The organism is Bradyrhizobium sp. AZCC 2289, from assembly GCF_036924615.1.
Taxonomy (GTDB): Bacteria; Pseudomonadota; Alphaproteobacteria; order Rhizobiales; family Xanthobacteraceae; genus Bradyrhizobium.
In genome coordinates this window covers 5,067,457-5,088,163 of the sequence record NZ_JAZHRY010000001.1, presented here as the reverse complement: position 1 = coordinate 5,088,163, position 20,707 = coordinate 5,067,457, and the positions used below count along the sequence as shown (strand labels likewise).

Sequence of the window (20,707 nt, the reverse complement as noted above, 5' to 3'; positions counted from 1 at the left end):
AAAAATTTGTTCTGCGCTATCGCTTTGCACACGGATCTACGCCTGCTGGACGAGTGTGGCGATCCAATCGGAGAGACAGAATGAATGCGATCAGAAATTTAGTCCTCGGCTCGGCGGCGGCGCTTCTCGCCGCCTCGGGAGCCCAGGCGGCTGATCTTCCCGTCAAGGCCAAAGCGGTCGAATACGTGAGGATCTGCTCGTTGTACGGCGCCGGCTTCTTCTACATTCCAGGTACCGACACCTGCATCAAGCTGGGTGGTTATCTCCGCGTCGACACCACGTTCAACGGCGGCATCCACGGTACGCCGGCCTGGAACGGCGACATCGGCCAGGGCAATCGCTATCGCGACTACTTCGCCTCCCGTTCGCGTATGGCGCTGACGGTCGATACCCGCACCGCGACCGAATACGGCGTTGTCCGCACCTTCGGTCAGGCCGACATGCAGTTCTCGACCCAGGGCAGCACCACGGTCAATCCGGCCAACTTCACGGCATCGCCGAGTGCAGGCACCAATACGAGCCTGCTGAACCAGCCCGGCGAAGGTTACGTCGCCGTCGAGTACGTGTTCATCCAGTTCGCCGGCTTCACCTTCGGTAAGTCTTCCTCGGCCTACTCGACGCCGTGGAATGGTTTCCCGGGCAACATCAGTTCGAACCTGCTCGGCGGCAACAACACCGACACCGGCGTGAACAACATCCAGTACACCGCCCAGTTCGGCAACGGCGTATCGGCCAGCATCGGTCTCGACGATCCGACCGTGTGGGATCGCACCGCGGTGTACAATCTCGGCCCGAGCGGCGTTGGCGTCGGTGGCGTCGGCGCACTCGGCACCAGCGCCAACGCTTATGCCGGCACGCATGCTCCCGACATCGTCGGCAATATCAAAGTCGACCAGGCCTGGGGCCTGTTCCAGATTTCGGGCGCTGCGCATGAAGTCTCCGGCTCCTACAACATCCTGAACACGGTTGCGGCTCCCGCTGGCGCCGTTGGCGTGGCCAACGGTTCTCCGACCGCGCTGTCGGAAATCTCCGGTCACCCCGAGACCAAGTGGGGCGGTTCGGGGATGGTGGCGTTGAACGTCAAGAACATCCCGACCGGTGCGGGCGACGACATCAAGGTCGATGCGTCCTATGCGGTCGGCGACACCAAGAACGTGATCGCGACCAGCAGCGCTTCGCCGAACTTCGCGATGTTCGGCAGCACCAGCGCGCCCGGCGCCTATCAGAGCATCGGCATCGGTGCGACGACGGACGCAGTCTGGTTGCCGACTTCCTCCGGCGGCACCGGCGATCTGAAGCTGACCAAGGCCTGGGGCATCCGTGGTGCGTTCAACCACAACTGGGATCCCTACTGGTCGTCGAGCCTGTTCGGCAGCTACTCCTCCGTGCGTTACGACGGCGCGGTGGGCGACCTGTCGACCGCCAAGGGCGCGTATTGCGCGGCTTTCGCGGCCGGCCATCCCGGCGCCGGCGTCACCTACACCTGCAACCCGGACTTCAACGTCTCGCAGCTCGGTGTCATCACCCGCTGGACGCCGGTGAAGAACCTGACGTTCTCGGGTGAAGTTCAATGGTTCCACCTCGACCAGAAGTACTCGGGCACCTCGACCTTCGGTCCGGGCGCTCCGAAGCCGACGGCCACCTACGAGTTCAAGGACCAGAATACGGTTCTGCTGCAGCTTCGCGCTCAGCGTAACTTCTGATCGTCCTCACTCACGCGAACGCCGCGCTGCTTGACTGCAGCGCGGCGTTTGACGTTTTGGAAGACATGAACCGGAAGAGACGAACGGAATTGCCGTTGCGATCATTTTGCCGGTGGCCGGCCGCCGTCCTTCGCCGCCTCGCCGATCGAAAAACTGATCGGCACGCCCTGACCGTTGCGGCAGCTCAGCAGCCCTGAATAGGACGATGCCGCCGACGCGACGATCCGGCAGCTGTCATCGTCCATCGCCAGCGTTCCTTCCAGCCGCGATGGCGAAACCTTCAGCTGCATCACGCCGGATTTTTCCTCGACGCCGTTGACGCTGCAAAGCCCGACATGGCGCAGCGTCACGGGCCCCGAATAATCCGCGCCGGTGCCGGTCGCCGTCCTGGCCAGATTGCCCTTGATCTCCCATTCCTGGAGGTAGCCGATCTGCCCGCTGGCGGAATAGGACTGCGCCAGCGCCGCCGACGCACCGGTGCATATCAGTATGGCCGCCACGATCGCCCTCATCGACGCCTCGCGATCACTGCAAATCCCGCACGACACGAAAACCGTTGGCGTAATAGCGCACGTCGACGTCGTAGCGGAACCGTGACGCGGATCTGACCTCGGTTGCCTTTGAGAGGAAATTGCCGCCGCGCAGCACCCGCAGGCGGCAATCGCCGGTCGTCCAGGCCACCGCGTCCCTGGGCGCATTTTTGTAATTGTCGTTCCAGCAATCTTCGACCCATTCGGCGGCGTTGCCTGATGTGTCGTAGAGCCCAAAGCCGTTGGGCCGGAACGAGCCGGTGGCAACGATCTGCTTGCTGGTCGGACTGCCGCATGTATCGCACTGCGCGCGGCCCGAGCCGACGTCTTTGCCCCACCAGAATGGCGTCTTGGTCCCTGCGCGCGCCGCATATTCCCATTCGGCTTCGGTCGGCAGGCGGTATCTTTGCCCGACTTTCTGCGACAACCAGGCGACAAAGAGTTTGCTGTCATCCCAGCTCACATTGATCACCGGCCGGTCGCCGCGTCCCCAGCCGTGATCGTCGGGCCGGTGCTTGCAGGCGCCGGCATCGGCGCACTGGTCCCATTCCGCGAACGTCACTTCGCGGCGGCCGATCGCGAATGGCTTGCGGATGGTGATCGCGTGCTCCGGCTTCTCATATGGGGTGTCGTTGGACCCCATCGTGAAGTCCCCGGGCGGGACCACGACAAGCTCGGGGCAGTCGGCGCAGTCACGAAAGGTTTCGCCGGGTTCGGGACTGGTGTTGCGTTGCGCCACCGCGGCGTCGGGCGACGACGCGGGCCGGTCGGCCGGCGGGCCGGTGCTCAGCCCTCGCTGCGCGTTCGCTCCGGGACTTCCCAATCCAACCAGCGCTGTGAGGGAAATCACAGACAACAGCCGCAATTTCATGTCGTTATTTCCGCGGAGGCCATACTGAACTCCTTAGAATATGCATTGTCAGATTCAAGAGGCTCTAGCATGCTTTATCCGCTGGCAATCGGCAAGGCGAGGTACCCCGGCGCGAAGGCTTTTGGGGCCGGATTCCGGTTTACATCGCCCGGCAAACGAATATCGTTTGAACAGCCGTTTGGCGTTAGCCGCCGGGGTTCGCCGAGGGCGACGATTTTTTTAAGTAAGGACCGCACAGGCTGCGGTCCAATATTGGGAAAATTGCGATGGTCCAGCGAATCCTGAGGTCGATCCTCGTCCTGTTTTTCGGCTCCTTGTTGCTCTGCAACGCAGCGCTGTCCCAGACCGGCGGGCCGACGCCGTCGCCTTCGGGCGCCGCGGTGTACTTCATCGGATTGAAGGACGGCGACACGCTTCCCACCAAATCCACACTGCATTTCGGCCTGCGCGGAATGGGCGTCGCGCCGGCGGGTTCCGATCGGGCCAATTCGGGTCACCATCACCTGATCATCGATGCACCGACGCCGGCCCTCAATACCGAAATACCGAACGACTTCCAGCATCTGCATTTCGGCGCCGGCCAGACGGAAACCGAGATCACGCTGACGCCCGGCGAGCACACCTTGCAGCTCCTGTTCGGCGACAAGAATCACGTTCCGCATTCGCCGCCTGTCATGTCGGAGCGGATCAAGGTCAAGGTGGCCGATGCCGCGCCGCCCCCGGCGCCGGCAGCCGCTGGCGGACGCAAGCCGTCGCCAAAGGATGCCAAGGTCTATTTCATCTATCCGACCGTCGGCGCCTATATCTCGCCCAACCCGGTGATCCGCTTCGGTCTCCTCAATATGGGCGTAGCACCTGCAGGATTTGACAAGCCGAACACCGGACACCATCATTTGCTCGTCGACGCGGAATTGCCGCCGATGGATCAGCCGATCCCGAACGACTTCAACCATCTGCATTTCGGCGCCGGCCAGACCGAGGCGAAGATCACGCTGCCGCTCGGCCCGCACAAGCTGCGCCTGCTGTTCGCCGACTCGGCCCACGTGCCGCACGATCCGCCGGTTTATTCCGACGTCATCAACGTGACCGTGACGGAGAGCGGCCGTCCGCCACCGAGGAAGCGCGTCAAACACCACCGCCACTGGCGGTACTACCGGAATTGATACTGCGATGAAACTGCGAGAATTCCTGATCTACGGCTTCTGTCTCGCTGCGGGGGCGTTGTTCGCCACCGCAGCCGCGGCAGAGCGGCGCGTCGCGCTGGTGATCGGGAATGCCGTCTACAAGAATGCATCGTCGCTGCCCAATACGATCAACGACTCGACCGCGATCGCGGCGCTGTTCAAATCGGTGGGCTTCGAAGTCGTCATCTCACGCAACGATCTCGGCGTCGTCGATTTCAAGCGCAGCGTGCGTGAATTCCTGATCACGGCAGAGAACGCCGATATGGCGGTGGTCTATTATGCCGGCCACGGCATCGAGATCGGCGGCACCAACTATCTGGTCCCGGTGGATGCGAAACTCAGCCGCGACTACGACGTCGATGACGAGGCGGTGTCGCTCGACCGCATCATCTGGGCATTGCAGACGGTGCGCCGCCTGCGGCTGATTCTGCTCGACGCCTGCCGCGACAATCCGTTTGCCGCAAAGCTGCGCTCCGCAGGGAACCGAGCCACCGCCAGAGGCGGCCTTGCCAAGATCGAGGAAGTCAGCGCCGACACGCTGGTGGCTTATGCCGCGAAGGCCGGCTCGATTTCCTATGACGGCGACGGCATCAACAGCCCCTACGCCACCGCGCTGATCAAGCATCTCGCCGAGCCCGGCCTCGATATCCGCATCGCGCTCGGCCGCGTCCGCGATGATGTGGTCGCCATGACCGGCGGACGGCAGGAACCGTTCATCTACGGCTCGCTCGGCGGTGCCACCATCCCGCTGGTGTCGTTGCCGGCCAAGAAGGTCGAACCGCCGCCTGCGCCCGCCGCGGTCGCCAAGCGCGAGCCGCCGGCGGCGGCCGTACCTGCGCCGAGCCCGCCGTCATCCGCACCGCCGAAACCCGCGGTGGCCGTCGCTCCCGCGCCCGCCAGCGTGCCACCGGCGCCGCCAAAGCCCGTGGTGGTCGTCAACCCCGCGCCTGCCAACGTCCCGCCGGCGATCAAGGTCGAACCGCCCAAGCCGGCGCTGCCGGCGCAAGCCGCACTGGAGACCGCCGATCCCTGCATCCGCGACGAACAGCGCCTGGCCCGCCTGCGCGCCAACCCGACGCCCGATGAAATCGCCAGCTTCCAGCGCGACCTCGGCTGCATCCGGCTGCGCCCCCAGGTGCAGCGCCTGTTCGAGAGCTACGTGACCGAACCGCGGCCTGCGGCGGCCCCAGCCGCCGCGGCGCCCCCGCCGGCGCCGAAGCTGCAGGCCGAGACCCAGCCGGTTCCCGCCGAGGACGTCTGTGCGCGCGACACCGCTCGCCTGGCACGCCTGCGAGCCGAGCCGAGCATCAACGCTGTTGCAACATTCGAGCGGGAACTCGGCTGCGAGCAAATCCGGCCGCAGCTGCGGCGGCTGCGCGAGAGCCTTGGCGGCTGACACGGCCGCGCCACTCACACAACAGACAGCGCGGCTCTGGATCGATACAGTTACCCGACTCGGGGTTTTGCCCACGTTCAGCAAAATCATTTTTTTCAAGTCGACAACAACCGGCATGGCCGCGTCATTTGTAATGCCAATGTAATGCTAAGTGGATTTTTTGGGGGGGGGGGGCACATCATGAAACAGGTACTGATCTTGTTGTTTGCACTGTGTACAGCCGTTCCGGTCCATGCGCAGTCAGTCGATGCCGAACTCGACGGCATCATAAAAGATGCGAAAGGCAATTTCGAGAAACTCACCGTCATCGATAAATCGGACAAGGCCCTGAAAGTCTCGAATGACGCGCAGGTGTTTTCGACCCAGGCCGCGAACAAGGCAGAGAAAGAGGTGAAGGATGCGACGGCGCCATTGCAAATGGATGCAAACCGCGCCGATCAGATGCGAAGCCAGCTTCTGGCAATGGGATGTCCCGAGAACGGCGGCTCGGTTGCCATCGAACTTGCTCAACGCTGCAATCCGCTCATCGACCAACACCGGACCTTGCACGACGGGGTTCTGCGCCGGGCCGCCGAATTGAAAAATAAAATACAGACGGTGAGAACGCTGAGAGAGAACATTACCAAGACGACGCTGAAAAATGCCGAACAGCAAAAGAAGAACAATGACGAGCGGGCAAAACTCATCGCGCAGAAACTCGAAATAAAGACGCGAGCCGTCATCGCAGACCTCAAGAACAAGGCTACGGCGGAAAAGGCCTGCACTTCGATGTCGACCGCCGAGGGTCAGGCCTGCTGCCACAAGGTCGTGTTCGATGGCGCGGATCCAAAATTATGCGGCGTCGAAGCGATGTGCGAAGCCTTCGAGCATGGCGGCATGTTCGGAAGCGGTCTCGTAATCTGCAAGGTAGCCAGCAAATGAGCCGCCTTGGCGACAGGGCCGGACGCGCGGCTTTAAAGGTGTTGTCCCGGCGTTCGCCTGGCGTTCGCCGGGACAACGTTGAGATAGATAACGCCTGCGATCACTTCGTCAGCGGGCAACCGGAGTCCTTCGCGGTCGGGAACGCCTTGTCGCCCGGGACCACCGCGAGTTGCTTGTAGTAGTCCCAGGGCTTCTTCGACTCCGACGGCTTCTTGACCTCGAACAGATAGAGGTCGTGCACCATGCGGCCGTTTTCCAGCACCTTGCCGCCTTGCGCAAAGAGATCGTCGACCGGAAGCTCCTTCAGCTTCTTGGCGACCGCCTCGGTGTCCTTGGTTCCGGCGGCCTTGACCGCCTTGAGATATTGCAGCGTCGCCGAATAGGTGCCGGCCTGGATCATGCTCGGCATCCGCCCGGTGCGCTTGAAGAAGCGATTGCCGAGCTCGCGGCTCTTGTCGTCGCGATCCCAGTAATAGCCTTCGGTCAGCACCAGGCCCTGGGCGGCCTCAAGCCCGAGACCGTGGACTTCGGCCAGGGTCAGCAGTAGGCCGGCGAGCTTCTGACCGCCCTTGACGATGCCGAATTCGGCCGCCTGCTTGATCGAGTTGGTGGTGTCGAGGCCGGCATTGGCAAGGCCGATGATCTTGGCCTTCGAGCTCTGCGCCTGCAGCAGGAACGACGAGAAATCCGACGAGTTGAGGGGAATGCGGACCGAGCCCAGCACCTTGCCGCCCTTCTCCTTGACGACGTCGCCGGTGTCTTTTTCGAGCGCATAACCGAAGGCATAGTCCGCAGTCATGAAGAACCAGGTATCGCCACCGGCCTCGACCAGCGCGCCGCCGGTGCCGATCGCCAGCGCATGCGTATCGTAGGCCCAGTGGAAGCCGTAGGGCTGGCAGGCATCGCCGGTCAGACGCGAGGACGCCGCGCCGACCACGATGTCGATCTTCTTCATCTGCTTCGACAAATCGTGAATCGCGAGCGCCACCGACGACGTCGTCAACTCCGTGATCATGTCGACGCCTTCGACCTCATACCAGCGCCGCGCGATCGCGGTCGCCAGGTCCGGCTTGTTCTGATGGTCGGCGGTAACGACTTCGATCTTCTGGCCAAGCACTTCGCCGCCGAAATCCTCCACCGCCATCTTGGCCGCTTCAACCGACCACTTGCCGCCGTAGTCGGCGTAGACCCCGGACTGATCGTTCAGAATGCCGATCTTGACGCCCTGTGCCGACGCCGGCCCGGCGAGGAAAAGACCGCACACCGCAACGGCCGCCAACAATCCCGATTTCATATGTATCTCCCAGTAGCTTCTGTCCGGAAATTTCGCGCAACAATATTTCATAACCCTGCGACTGCCCATCTATTTCGGATCAGCCAATAGTATTGGGCATTTGCGCCGCGGTCAGACCGCGGCCGGCTTCGCAGGATGCTTCCGATCGGCCAGCCCGCGGACCACCATGTAGAAGATCGGCGTGAAGACCAGGCCGAACAGCGTGACGCCGAGCATGCCGAAGAACACGGCGACACCGACCGCCTGCCGCATCTCCGAGCCCGAGCCGGTCGAGATCACCAGCGGCAGCACGCCGAGAATGAACGCGAACGACGTCATCAGGATCGGCCGCAGCCGCAAGCGGCAGGCTTCGATGACCGCGTCCAGCCGCTCGCGCCCTTCGAGCTCGATGTCGCGAGCAAACTCGACGATCAGGATCGCATTCTTCGCGGCAAGGCCCACCAGCACCACGAAACCGATTTGCGTCAGGATATTGACGTCCTGCCCCATGATGCGCACGCCGATGGTCGCAGCGAGCAGGCACATCGGCACGATCAGGAGAACGGCGAACGGCAGGCTCCAGCTGCCATATTGCGCCGCCAGCACCAGGAACACGAACAGCACGCAGATCGGGAACACATAGAGACCCTGATTGCCGCCGGTGACCTGCTGGTAGGACAGGTCGGTCCATTCGAACGAGAAACCGCTCGGCAGCGTTTGATCGGCGAGCTGCTTGATGGTGTTGAGGGCGGTCGTCGAGCTCGTGCCGGGCGTCGGCTCGCCCTGCAGTTCGGATGCCGCGTAGAGATTGTAGCGCGCGACGCGGTCGGGTCCGGAGATGTCGCGGAAATCGACCACGCTGCCGAGCATGACCATGTCGCCCGCCGCATTGCGCGTGCGCAGCCGCGCGAGGTCGGAGGTCTCTTTCCTGAACGGCAGATCGGCTTGCGCGGTGACGTGATAGGTACGGCCGAACAGGTTGAAGTCGTTGACGTAAGTCGAACCGAAATAGGTCTGAATCGTATCGTTGATGCTGGCGATGGGAACGCCGAGCTTCTGTGCCTTGACCCGATCGATGTCGACGAACATTTGCGGCGTATTCGCGGTGAAGGGCGAGAACACCGAGGTGAGGTTCGGCGACTTGCGCGCGGCGGCGACCAATTCGTCGGTTGCGGCCGCCAACAACTCAGGACCGCGACCCTGACGGTCCTGGATGCGGATGGTGAAGCCGCCTCCGGTGCCGATGCCGGGCACCGCAGGCGGCGGAATCACGATGATGAAGGCACCCTGGATACTCAGCAGCCGCTGGCGCAGATTGTTGGTGATGACAGTCGCGGTCAGTCCCTTCTTCAGACGCACTTCCGGTTCATCGAACACCGGGAACAGCGCCGCGGCGTTGCCGGCCTGCGTGCGTGTCGCGCCCGAGAAGCCGGCAAAGACCGCGACGCGAACGATACCCGGCGTATCCAGCGCAATCCGCTCGATCTGGCGTACCACTTCGGTGGTGCGCGCCAGCGACGCCGCGCCCGGCAATTGCGCCGAGATGATGACGTAGCCGCGATCCTGCGCCGGAATGAAGCCCTGCGACGTTGTCGCGAGCAGCCAGCCGGCGCTGCCGATCAGTGCGACATAGATCACGAGCATCACAGCCTTATGCCGGATCACGAAGCCGGCCACGCGCGCATAGCCGTGCGAGAGGCGGTCGAAGACGCGGTTGAAGAGGCCGGTGAAACTTTCCCAGCCGCGGGCGATGATGTTCCAGCGTGCCGGCGGCCGCTTGTCCTCGTGTGGAACCAGGATCAGCGAGGCCAGCGCCGGTGACAGCGTCAGCGAGCAGAAGCATGAGATCGCGGTCGCCACCGCGATGGTGACGGCGAATTGCTGGAAGAACTGCCCGGAGATGCCGCCAAGGAACGCGGTCGGCACGAACACCGCGCACAGCACCAGCGCGATTGAGACCAGCGCCCCGCCGACCTCCTCCATGGTCTTGAGCGCGGCATCGCGCCGGCTCATGCCATGCTCGAGATGCCGCTCGACGTTTTCCACCACCACGATGGCGTCGTCGACCACGATGCCGACTGCCAGCACAAGGCCGAACAGCGTCAGATTGTTGATCGAGAAGCCGAGCGCCGCCATCACCGCGAAGGTGCCGACCAGCGACACCGGGATCGCGACGATCGGGATGATCGCGGGCCGCCAGCCCTGCAGGAACACCAGCACCACAATGACGACGAGCGCCATGGCTTCGTAGATGGTCTTGATCAGCTCATGGACGGATTGCGCGATGAACTCGGTCGGGTTGTAGCCGATATTGTAGTCGAGCCCTTTGGGGAAGCTCGCCTTTAGCGTGGTCATCGTATCGGAGATGTTCTTGGCTGTGGCCAGCGCGTTCGATCCGGGCCGCTGCGTCACCAACATGCCGACGGCCGACTTTCGCAGCAGAAAGCTGTTGGTCGAGTAGGACAGCGCGCCGAGTTCGACGCGGGCGACGTCGCGCAAGCGCACCGTGCGGCCGTCGGAGCCGGCCTTCACCACGATGTCCTCGAATTGCTTTGGATCCTTCAGGCGGCCGGTAAACACCAGATTGGGCTGGAAGGCGCGGTCCGCGATCGGCGGCTCCGCGATCTGCCCGCCGGTGATCTGCAGGTTCTGCGAGCGGATCGCGGCCATCACCTCGGCCGAGGTCAGGCCGAGATTGGCTATGCGGTCGGGATCGAGCCACAGCCTCATCGAATAGTCGCGGGCACCGAAGATCTGGATATCGCCGACGCCGTCGAGCCGCAGTAACTGGTCACGGACCTGCAGCAGCGCGTAGTTCGAGATATAGAGCTGGTCGAAGCTGTCGTCGGGCGACAGCATGAACACGACCATCAGGATGTCAGGACTGTTCTTGCGCGTGACGACGCCGTTGCGCTGCACCTCGTCCGGCAGTTGCGGCTGCGCGATTGCGACGCGGTTCTGCACCAGCACCTGGGCCTTGTCGAGATCGGTGCCGAGCTTGAAGGTGACGGTGATCGTCAATTGCCCGTTCGAGGTCGCCTGGCTGTAGAGATACAGCATGTCCTCGACGCCGTTGATCTGTTGCTCGATCGGAGCGGCGACGGTGTCGGAAACGGTTTGCGCCGACGCGCCCGGATATTGCGTGGTGATGACGACGGTCGGCGGCACCACTTGCGGATATTCGGAGACCGGCAGCGTGGTGTAGGCGAGCGCGCCGACGATCAGCAGCACGATCGACAGCACCATCGCGAGGATGGGCTGATTGATGGAGAGCCTGCCGAGATTCATGGCTTGGCACCGGCCGGGGCTGATGCGGGATGCGGGCTCACCTTGGCGCCGACGCGGGCGCGCTGCAGGCCGTCGACAATCACTTTATCGTCCGCCTTCAGGCCATCGCGGATTACGCGCAGGCCTTCATCGAGCGGCCCCAGCACCACCGGCCTCGCCTCGACCGTGTTGTCGTCCTTGACCACGAACACGATCTTGCGCGACTGGTCGGTGGCAATAGCCGTATCCGGCAACAACAGGGCCTCATAGGGCGCGCTGCCGATCAGCCGCACCCGGCCGAACTGTCCCGGCAGGATCGAGAAATCCTTGTTCGGAATCACGGCGCGGCTGCGCAACGTCCCGGTCGAGACATCGAGACGGTTGTCGAGAAAATCCATCTTGCCGTCATGCGACGGCTTGGTTTCACCGGTCAGCTTCACCTGCACCGGGTTCGGGGTGTCGCGCGAACTCGGCCGCTTGCCCTCGAACCAGAGCCGGTTGTTCTTCAGGTAGGTCGCCTCGTCGACGTCGAAATAGATGTAGATCGGATCGAGCGAGACGATCGAGGTGAGCAAGGTCGCGCCGCCCTCGCTGCCCTGCACGAGATTACCGACGCTGATGAGGTGGCGGCTGACGCGGCCGGCGATCGGCGCCAGCACATGGGTGAACTCGATGTTGAGCTGGGCGGCCTTCAGCGCGCCTTCGGCTACGGTCTCGGCGGCGTGCGCCGCCTGCAAGGCCTGGCGGCGTTGGTCGACGACCTGTTCGGAGACAGCGCTGGTCTGGACCAGGTTCAGGCCGCGCTCGAGGTCGCGCTTGGCAAGCTCAGCCTTGGCGCGCGCATCCGCAAGCTGGCCGTCGGCCTGCTTGGCGACGGCTTCGAAGGGGCGGGAATCGATCAGATAGAGCAGGTCCCCGGTATGCACCATGTCGCCGTCCTTGAACTCGACATTGGTGACGAAGCCGCCGACGCGGGCGCGAACCTGAACTTCCTCGACCGCCTCGAACCGTCCGGTGAACTCATCCCAATCCGTGACGGTGCGTTTCACCGGTTGCGCGACGGTGACGGGCGGCGCCGGCGCGGCCGCCTGTGGTGGCGGTTTGTCGCCGCAGCCGGACAGCACAACGGCGATCAGGATGCCGAGCGGCCAGAGCCGGCCGAGTGGATGGCTGTTGAGGCCTTTGGCCAGGCGCCCCTGTCTCGCAGTCGCACTCAATGCCATCTCCCCTGCCCTTCGCGGCGCCACGATCGATCGGCGGTTGCCGATCCTTCGCGGCGGAGGCCACAGATGTGATCGGGTCACAGTCTGTTCAAGAACCGACCGGGATCAAGCAAAATAGTTACGCATTCTGAAGGCTTTGCATCTTGCCCCCGTGCGTCGCGGGCGCAGCGGGGCAACGAGGCCGGCGCTGATATCGCCGTTCACGCGATCGTGACGATCGTCGTCGTCGCCGGTCTGCGGGTGAAGGATGCGTGACGTCACACACCTGCCGTCGGCCGCCCGCCCTCGAGCAAAGTTCCTCGTCGCACGCGATCCAAAAATGCTTTCGGGCACGCCCCGGCAGGCAGCAACCTCGGCGTGTCAAGGTTACCGGCACCTCAAAAAGGGTTAACACGCGGGAACATTGACTCCCGGTTGCAGCGCCAATACGCTCGTGGTTGCTAAAGCGTAAATTTTTTAGTGGCCGCTTTTCTTGAACATTCATTGATTTCGGCGGCGTGAGTGGGGCGTTTTGCGGAATGACGGGCGAAATTTCAGTCGCTAGTGGCTTGCCTTGCAGAGTGACCCTTGCCATCGGCCGTTCCCTCAGCGGAACGGGACGGCTCCCACGCCATGCGCGATTTCAATCAAAAGATGTGAACGAGTTCACAGCTCGCTTCCTCAGGCGATCGTAAAGAGTAAACCGGCCCAGCGCCGGTTACGGGAGTAACCATGAGCACCATTCCTGCATTCACGTTCGGCGGCATCACCCGTCCAGCCCTCATCCTGGACCCGTCCGGGAACATCATTCTGGATCCGGCGGCACAGGCCTTTTTGGATACTTACGGGACCAAGGCGCTCTATGCCGGTGTCCCCCCCGGTACACACTTTCCGCCGATTCCGGACTTGCTCACAACGCCGGTCGACAACAACGCGGCGGCCAACAACGTCGCTGAAGGCGCGGCGGTCAATACGCTGGTCGGCATCACGGCTTCATCGCAGAGCCTGCTTCCCTTCTCGATCACCTATTCGCTGTCGGCAGATTCCTCGAGCGGCGGCTTCAAGATCGACCCGAACACCGGCGTGGTGTCGGTCGCCAATCCCGCCAAGATCGATTTCGAGAGCAGCCCGGGTCATGCCTATACCGTCACCGTACAGGCCACCGACGGCATCTTCACCTCTTCGCAGAATTTCACGATCGGCGTCAGCGACGTTGCGCCGTCGACCCCGGTCGACGGCAATGCCGCGGCCAACACGGTAGCGGAAGGTGCTGCCGTCGGCACGGCGGTCGGCGTCACCGCGCATTCGACCGACATCAACGGCGGAACGGTTACCTACAGCCTGACCGGCGACACTTCGGGCGGCGGCTTCACCGTCAATGCCGCGACCGGCGTCGTCACCGTCGCCGATTCGACCAAAATCGATTACGAGACCGCGCCGGGCCACGCCTACAGCGTCACCGTGCAGGCCAGCGACGGGACGCTGACGAGCACCACGCAGACCTTCACCATCGCGGTGTCGGATGTCCCGCTGCCTACGCCGGCCGATACCAATCCCGCCGCCAACCAGGTCGCGGAAGGCGCCGCCGCTGGCACGCTGGTCGGCCTCACCGCGACGGCCAACGACCCGAACGGACCGACAACGACCTATTCGCTGATCGGCGACACCTCGGGCGGCGGCTTCACGATCAACGCCGCGACCGGCGTCGTCACCGTCGCCGACCCCACCAAGATCGATTTCGAAAGCGCGGGCGGGCACGCCTACAGCGTTACCGTGAAGGCGGATGACGGCCTGACCAGCACCACGCAGGCGTTCACGATCGCGGTTACTGACGTCGCACCATCGGCGCCCATCGACAGCGATGGGACGGCCAACACGATCGTGGAAGGCGCGGGCAATGGCTCTACCGTCGGCCTCACCGTGCATTCGACCGACATCAACGGCGGCACGATCACCTACAGCCTGACCGCCGATGCCTCGGGCGGTGGCTTCACCATCGATCCCAACACCGGCGTCGTCACCGTCGCCGATTCGACCAAGATCGACTTCGAGACCGCGGCGGGCCACGCCTACAGCGTCACCGTGCAGGCCGGCGACGGTACGCTGACCACCCCGCAAACCTTCACCATCGCGGTGACCGACGTCGCGCCATCGACGCCGGTCGACAGCAATGCCGCGGCCAATACGGTCGCGGAAGGCGCGGCCAATGGTTCGACCGTCGGCCTCACTGCGCATTCGAGCGATATCAACGGGGGCACGGTCACCTACAGCCTGACCGCCGATAGCTCCGGCGGCGGCTTCGCCATCGATCCCAACACCGGCGTCGTCACCGTCGCCGATCCGACCAAGATCGACTACGAGTCCGCGCCCGGCCACGCCTATAGCGTCGCCGTGCAGTCCAGCGACGGCACGCTGACCAATTCGCAAAGCTTCTCGATCGCGGTCTCCGACGTCGCGCCCTCGACGCCGGTCGACAGCGACGCCGCGGCCAATACGGTCGCGGAAGGCGCGGCCAATGGTTCGACCGTCGGCCTCACTGCGCATTCGAGCGATATCAACGGGGGCACGGTCACCTACAGCCTGACCGCCGATAGCTCCGGCGGCGGCTTCACCATCGATCCCACCACCGGCGCCGTCACTGTCGTCGATTCCAGCAAGATCGACTTCGAGAGTTCCGGCGGCAGTTACACGATCGTCGCCCAGTCCAACGACGGCACGCTGACCAATTCGCAGGCCTTCGTCATCGCGGTCTCCGACGTCGCACCGTCGGCGCCTGTCGACAGCGATGCGGCGGCCAACCAGGTTGCGGTTGGCGCGCCAGCCGGCACGCATGTCGGCGTCACCGCGTCCTCGACCGATGTCAACGGACCTGCTGTCACCTACTCGCTGGTCGGCGACACCTCCGGCGGCGGCTTCACCATCAATTCCGCCACCGGCGTGGTCACCGTCGCCGACCCCAGCAAGATCGTCTTCAACCCCGGCAGCCCGAGCTTCCACGTCACAGTCGACTCCAGCGACGGCACGCTGCACAACCAGCAGACCTTCACCATCGGCGTCATTCTGGATGCGGCGCCGGTCGTCACGGCAGGCCACACGCTGGCCTACACGGAAAACCAGGCGGCGACCGCGATCGATCCGGCGGTGACCGTTACCGACTCCGACAATGCCACCCTCGCGCATGCGACGGTGCAGATATCAGGCAACTACGTCATTGGCGAGGACGTGCTGGGCTTCACAACCCAGAACGGCATCACCGGTTCGTTCAACGCTGCAACCGGCACGATGACCCTGACCGGTTCGGCCAGCGTCGCGAATTACCAGACCGCGCTGGAATCGGTGACCTATTTTGACAATAGCGATAACCCGTCGGGATTGGCGCGCACCGTCACGATCCTCGCCAATGACGGCACGCTCGACAGCGCGCCGGCGACCGACACCATCAACGTCACGCCGGTCAACGACCCGCCGGTCGTGACCGCCGGCCACACCCTGAACTATACCGAGAATCAGGCGGCCACCGCGTTCGACCCGGCGATCACCGTGTCCGACGTCGACAACACCACTCTCGCCTCGGCGACGGTGCAGATCACCGGCAACTACGTCAATGGCGAGGACGTGCTGGGCTTCACCACCCAGAACGGCATCACCGGTTCGTTCAACGCCGCGACCGGCACGCTGACCCTGACCGGCTCCTCCAGCGTCGCGAACTACCAGACTGCGCTGGACTCGGTGACCTATTTTGACAATAGTGAAAACCCGTCGGGGTTGGCGCGTACCGTCACGATCGTCACCAACGACGGCACTGCCAATAGCGTCGCCAAGACCGACACCATCAACGTCACGCCGGTCAACGACGCCCCGGTCACCACCGCCGGCGGCTCGCTGAACTACACCGAAAACCAGGCCGCGACCGCGATCGATGCGAGCGTGACGGTTTCCGACGTCGACAGCGCCAATATGTCCAGCGCCACCATCCAGATCACCGGCAACTACGTCAACGGCCAGGACATCCTCGGCTTCACCAACCAGAACGGCATCACCGGTTCGTTCAACGCCGCAACCGGCACGGAAACGCTGACCGGTTCATCCAGCGTCGCGAACTACAAGACCGCGCTGGACTCCGTCACTTACTTCAATAACAGCGACAACCCGTCCGGGCTCGATCGCACCGTCAGCTATACCGTCAACGACGGCTCCCTCAACAGCAACACCAGCACGTCGACCGTCCACGTCACGCCGGTCAACGACCCGCCCGTGGTGACCTTCGGCGCGATCACCGGATTCACCGAGCCGCCGAACGGAACGCCTGCGGCGAGTTCGGTTCCGATCACGGTCGCGCCCAGCCTCACGATCAGCGACGTCGACAGCACCAATCTGACCAGCGCGGTGTTCGAGTTGAACAACCTCGAGCCTTCCGACGCGCTTTCAGTGTCGGGGCACGCCGGCCCCAGCGGCAACATCGGCAACATCCACTTCGATATCGTCACCAACATAGGTGGCGGCTCAACCAGCCAGACCGTCACCTTCACCGGCACCGATACGATTGCGCACTACAACGCCGTGCTGGATCTGGTCCAGTTCAACAACACCAGCGAAAACCCCGACACCACCGCGCGCTCCTATACCGTTACCGCGGTCGACGACGGCAACACCTTGAATGGCGGCAATAACACCGGCTCGGCCACTACGACCGAAACCGTCACCGCCGTGGACGATCCGCCGACCGCTTCGGTTCCAACGGATGCATCGCTCGGAACCGCATTCTCCCACACCAATTTTGCGATATCAGGCCTGTCGGTTGCGGATATCGACGCCGGCAGCGGCAACGTCACCGCGACGATTGCCACAAGCCATGCCGGGCTGACCTTCGACACCACCGGCCTCGCCAGCTTCACCAATAATGGCAGTCACACCGTCACGCTCACCGGCACCATCGCGCAGGTCAACACCGCGCTGGGAACCCTGGTCTACAACAGCGACGACGGCTTTAGCGGTGCGGACACCGTGACGCTGAACGTCAACGACAATGGCCACACCGGCACCGGTGGACCGCTCTCCTCGGGCAACCAGACGTTCCATGTCGGCGTCGTCCCGCAGGTGTTTTATATCGACAACACCAATTCCGGCCCTGGCAACGGAGCCGGCACGCAGGCCGATCCCTTCCATTCGATCGCCGCCTTCAACACGGCGAGCCCGGCAGGCACCGGCGATTACGTCGTGCTGGAACACGGGACCGGGACCTATAGCGAGGCCAACGGCATCAATCTCGCCAATGGCGTCAACCTGATCGGCGGCAGCCAGACCCTGCAATTCACCAATCCGGTGACCAACCAGGTGGTCACGGCCAATGTCGGCTCGGGCACCGATCCCCTCATCAAGCTCACCGCCGGCTCCACCGACAATGCGATTGATCTGCTCGCCGGCACCACCGGCCACACCATCGCGCACGTCAACGTCGATACCACGCTGGGCACCGGCATGGGCATCAGCGACGATGGTAACAATGTCGGCACCGTCGCCATTTCCAATATGTTGGTCAACACGGCGAGCGGTACCGGCATTAGCTTTACCCATGGCGGCACCGTCGGGACCACCGGCACCAACTCCATCTCGTCGACGTCAGGCACCGCCCTCGATGTCGAGAATACGACGATCAGTTCGAGCAACCTCACATTCCAGAGCATCTCCTCCGGTTCCGCCAGCAACAGCTCAGGTGACGGCATCATCCTGGTCAACACCGGGTCGACCGGTGGTCTGCATGTGACCGGCGTCGGCACAACGGCGAGCAGCGGCGGCACGATCCAGCACAAGACAGGCGCGGACGGCAGCAGTTCACAGGGCAGCGGCATCTTCCTGAACAACACCAAGGACGTTGAGCTTGCCGACATGCAGCTGAACGGCTTCGACAATTTCGCGATCCGCGGCAACAGCGTCACCGGCTTTACGCTGGATCACACCGTGATCAATGGCGACAGCGGAACCTCAAACAGTTTCATCGACCCATTGGTGACCAACTTCAACACCGGCGAAGACGCGATCCGATTTACAAATCTGCTCGGCTCGGGCTCGATCACGAACTCGAACATCAGCGGCGGCTATACCAACACGATCATGGTCGAGAACAATACCGGGACGCTGAACCGGCTGACGATCGATCACTCCACCATCGGCGGCCGGACCGACAACGGCACCGGCATGAACGACGGCATCAACTTCCAGGCCGACACTGGAAGCACGGCGATGAACCTCACCGTGACCAACAGCGCGCTGACCACCGCGCGCGCCGCTTTGATAGCGGTCACCAACCAGGTCGGCACCAACACCGACGTCGTGTTCGACAACAACACGCTGACCAACAATCATCCGCTGACGGTCTCGGGCGGCCCGGGCCTCGACTTTGCCGGCCTCGGCAACATGACGTTCGATATTTCGAACAACACGTTCGACATGCATGCCGCCAATGGCGGTACCGGCATCAAGTCTCACGTCATCGAGGTAAACAAGGGCAGCGGCAGCGGGAATTCGACGTTCGACGGCACGATTTCGGGCAATACGATCGGCGTCGCCGCCACCGCCCATTCGGGCAGCGGCGCCGCCTCGAACGATATCGATATCAACAGCCAGGACAATGGCACGTTCACCGTCGCGGTCCTGAACAACACGCTCACGCACTACGACACCGCCGGCATCCAGATCACCCAGGGACCAGGGAGCAGCACGGTCAACGCGACGGTGCAGGGCAATGTCACCAGCAACCCCGATACGAACGGATTCGCCGGCCTCTATGTCGTCGCCGGCGTCGGCCTCGCCGGCGACCATGGCGTCGTCAACCTCCTGGCCGGCGGCTCGGGCACGCAACGAAACGATTTCTCCAACGGCGATCCTACGAATACAGACGATGTCTTCCTCCAGGCATCCACCCCAGGCACGTCCGTGATCAACCTCTCAAAGGGCGTGTCCGTGGCGGCAACCGCAAACCAGGTCATCAAGGACAACAACCTCAATCCCGGCGCGACGACCGAGTTCGACTCCGGAACGATCAACCTTGTCGCCGGTAATCCGCCGCTGCCGCTGCTCGCGGCTCCCGGCGGCGTGCAGGCTTCCTCGCCGACATCGGGCGAGATGCATCTGACCCAGTCCGAACTCGACTCGGTGGTGGCCGCGGCAATCGCGGAGTGGGCGGCCGCGGGCGCCTCCGCCAGCCAGCTCGCCGCGCTGCATGCCACGACCTTCAGCATCGCGGATCTGTCCGGCAGCATCATCGGCGACGAAACGTCTCCGGCGCATATCACGATCGACACCGACGCCGCCGGCCATGGCTGGTTCATCGATCCGACGCCGTCGGACAATTCGGAATTCACCCACGCCGTCAACGCCGCCGGCACCGACCTCCTGACCGACCCGGCAAATGCGGCGGCCGGCCATCTCGATCTGCTCACCACCGTGGTGCACGAGATGGGTCACGTGCTCGGGCTACCCGACAGCAACTCGGCAAGCGCCGTCAACGACCTGATGTATATCAGTCTCGTCGATGGCGAGCGGCGGCTGCCGGATTCCGCCGACGTAGTGCAGGCGAACAACGCCTCGTCGTTCTCCTTCCAGGCCGTCGGCACCTCCGCGCCGGCACCGACCCCGGGCGGCTCCGCCGGCGCGCCGGTCGTGACGGCTGCTCCCATCCTCGACGCCGGCCATGGTGGCGGCACCCTTGTCGGCACCGCGGGTGCGGACAATTTCGTGTTCGCCAATGTCGACGTTCATGGGTCGGCGGCGCCGCCGATCACCCATGTCGCAAACTACAGTTTCGCCCAGGGCGACACATTCGACTTCTCCGCGCTCACATCGCAATTGCACGGATCGGGCGTAAGCGACGCTTTGGTGGTGCGCGCAATCGAGGGACCGGGCGGCTCATTTGCGACGCTGCAGGTAAATACCGCCGATAGCAGCATGGGTAGCAAGGTTGGCTCCAATTGGGTCAGCGTCGCCGAGATCGATGGCGCGCATATCGGCGATACCGTGAACGTGCTGATCGACAGCAACGCTGCGGTTCACCTCGCGCAAATTCATGTCGGCTTGCTGGTGTAAGGGCGACGCGTTCGATTTCTCCGGGCTGGCATCGCAGCCATGCCCTCCGGCGAACTGCCGGCGGGCGGGCTGTTCGGCAATCAATCGGCCTGCCCCTTCGGGCAGAGTCATCTCGACTTGCGGGTGAAGCCAAGAGCGCGTAAAAATTCGAATGATACAAATTGAATATTGCTCTAATTTGCCGAGCGGATTGTTCGATTAGGTCCGCACCGGCAAAGCCATTGGTTTTATCAACGGCGGCGCAACCGCCGCGCCTCAAGATTCAAGTCGACTTCTCG

Annotated in this window: 10 protein-coding genes; 5 read left to right on the top strand and 5 right to left on the bottom strand. The window is 63.4% G+C overall.

Annotated features, from left to right (window positions below):
- The first annotated feature begins 80 nt into the window (after positions 1-80).
- A complete protein-coding gene (locus V1289_RS24190; protein ID WP_334399434.1) occupies positions 81-1,703 on the top strand; it encodes a porin in 1,623 nt (540 codons plus the stop codon).
- Positions 1,704-1,804: 101 nt separating this feature from the next.
- On the opposite strand, the gene V1289_RS24185 is transcribed toward V1289_RS24190, so the two are convergent.
- Positions 1,805-2,203: a hypothetical protein gene (locus V1289_RS24185; RefSeq protein ID WP_334399432.1), complete on the bottom strand. Its 399-nt coding sequence runs from the start codon at positions 2,201-2,203 to the stop codon at positions 1,805-1,807.
- Positions 2,204-2,228: 25 nt separating this feature from the next.
- Positions 2,229-3,104 carry a formylglycine-generating enzyme family protein gene (locus V1289_RS24180; protein ID WP_334399431.1) on the bottom strand — a complete coding sequence of 292 codons (876 nt, stop codon included), beginning with the start codon at positions 3,102-3,104 and terminating at the stop codon, positions 2,229-2,231.
- 266 nt (positions 3,105-3,370) lie between these two features.
- Between V1289_RS24180 and V1289_RS24175 the strand changes: the two genes are divergently transcribed.
- The 3 genes from V1289_RS24175 (at position 3,371) to V1289_RS24165 (ending at position 6,605) form a co-directional block, all read left to right on the top strand.
- Complete coding sequence (locus tag V1289_RS24175) at positions 3,371-4,267, top strand: DUF4399 domain-containing protein (RefSeq protein ID WP_334399429.1); 897 nt, start codon at positions 3,371-3,373, stop codon at positions 4,265-4,267.
- Between the two features lie 7 nt (positions 4,268-4,274).
- The gene (locus V1289_RS24170) at positions 4,275-5,684 is read left to right on the top strand and encodes a caspase family protein (RefSeq protein ID WP_334399427.1); all 1,410 of its coding nucleotides are present in this window, start codon (positions 4,275-4,277) and stop codon (positions 5,682-5,684) included.
- A 144-nt stretch (positions 5,685-5,828) separates the two neighbouring features.
- Complete coding sequence (locus V1289_RS24165; protein WP_334399425.1) at positions 5,829-6,605, top strand: hypothetical protein; 777 nt, start codon at positions 5,829-5,831, stop codon at positions 6,603-6,605.
- 100 nt (positions 6,606-6,705) lie between these two features.
- Here V1289_RS24165 and V1289_RS24160 read toward each other — a convergent pair whose 3' ends face one another.
- The 3 genes from V1289_RS24160 to V1289_RS24150 all read right to left on the bottom strand — a co-directional run bounded on the left by V1289_RS24160 (position 6,706) and on the right by V1289_RS24150 (position 12,335).
- Complete coding sequence (locus V1289_RS24160; RefSeq protein WP_334399423.1) at positions 6,706-7,899, bottom strand: ABC transporter substrate-binding protein; 1,194 nt, start codon at positions 7,897-7,899, stop codon at positions 6,706-6,708.
- Positions 7,900-8,010: 111 nt separating this feature from the next.
- Positions 8,011-11,166 carry an efflux RND transporter permease subunit gene (locus tag V1289_RS24155; RefSeq protein WP_334399421.1) on the bottom strand — a complete coding sequence of 1,052 codons (3,156 nt, stop codon included), beginning with the start codon at positions 11,164-11,166 and terminating at the stop codon, positions 8,011-8,013.
- Complete coding sequence (locus tag V1289_RS24150) at positions 11,163-12,335, bottom strand: efflux RND transporter periplasmic adaptor subunit (RefSeq protein WP_334407636.1); 1,173 nt, start codon at positions 12,333-12,335, stop codon at positions 11,163-11,165. Before V1289_RS24150 ends, V1289_RS24155 begins: the two co-directional genes overlap by 4 nt.
- A 744-nt stretch (positions 12,336-13,079) precedes the next feature.
- On the opposite strand from V1289_RS24150, the gene V1289_RS24145 reads away from it, so the two are divergent.
- Positions 13,080-20,429 carry a cadherin domain-containing protein gene (locus tag V1289_RS24145; protein ID WP_334399420.1) on the top strand — a complete coding sequence of 2,450 codons (7,350 nt, stop codon included), beginning with the start codon at positions 13,080-13,082 and terminating at the stop codon, positions 20,427-20,429.
- The last annotated feature ends 278 nt before the right edge of the window (positions 20,430-20,707 follow it).

Bases quoted from the DNA above. Each gene is read 5' to 3' on its own strand.
- V1289_RS24160 (WP_334399423.1), bottom strand. From the start codon at position 7,899: ATGAAATCGGGATTGTTGGCGGCCGTTGCGGTGTGCGGTCTTTTCCTC.
- V1289_RS24165 (WP_334399425.1), top strand. From the start codon at position 5,829: ATGCTAAGTGGATTTTTTGGGGGGGGGGGGCACATCATGAAACAGGTA.
- V1289_RS24155 (WP_334399421.1), bottom strand. From the start codon at position 11,166: ATGAATCTCGGCAGGCTCTCCATCAATCAGCCCATCCTCGCGATGGTG.
- V1289_RS24180 (WP_334399431.1), bottom strand. From the start codon at position 3,104: ATGAAATTGCGGCTGTTGTCTGTGATTTCCCTCACAGCGCTGGTTGGA.
- V1289_RS24170 (WP_334399427.1), top strand. From the start codon at position 4,275: ATGAAACTGCGAGAATTCCTGATCTACGGCTTCTGTCTCGCTGCGGGG.
- V1289_RS24190 (WP_334399434.1), top strand. From the start codon at position 81: ATGAATGCGATCAGAAATTTAGTCCTCGGCTCGGCGGCGGCGCTTCTC.
- V1289_RS24145 (WP_334399420.1), top strand. From the start codon at position 13,080: ATGAGCACCATTCCTGCATTCACGTTCGGCGGCATCACCCGTCCAGCC.
- V1289_RS24175 (WP_334399429.1), top strand. From the start codon at position 3,371: ATGGTCCAGCGAATCCTGAGGTCGATCCTCGTCCTGTTTTTCGGCTCC.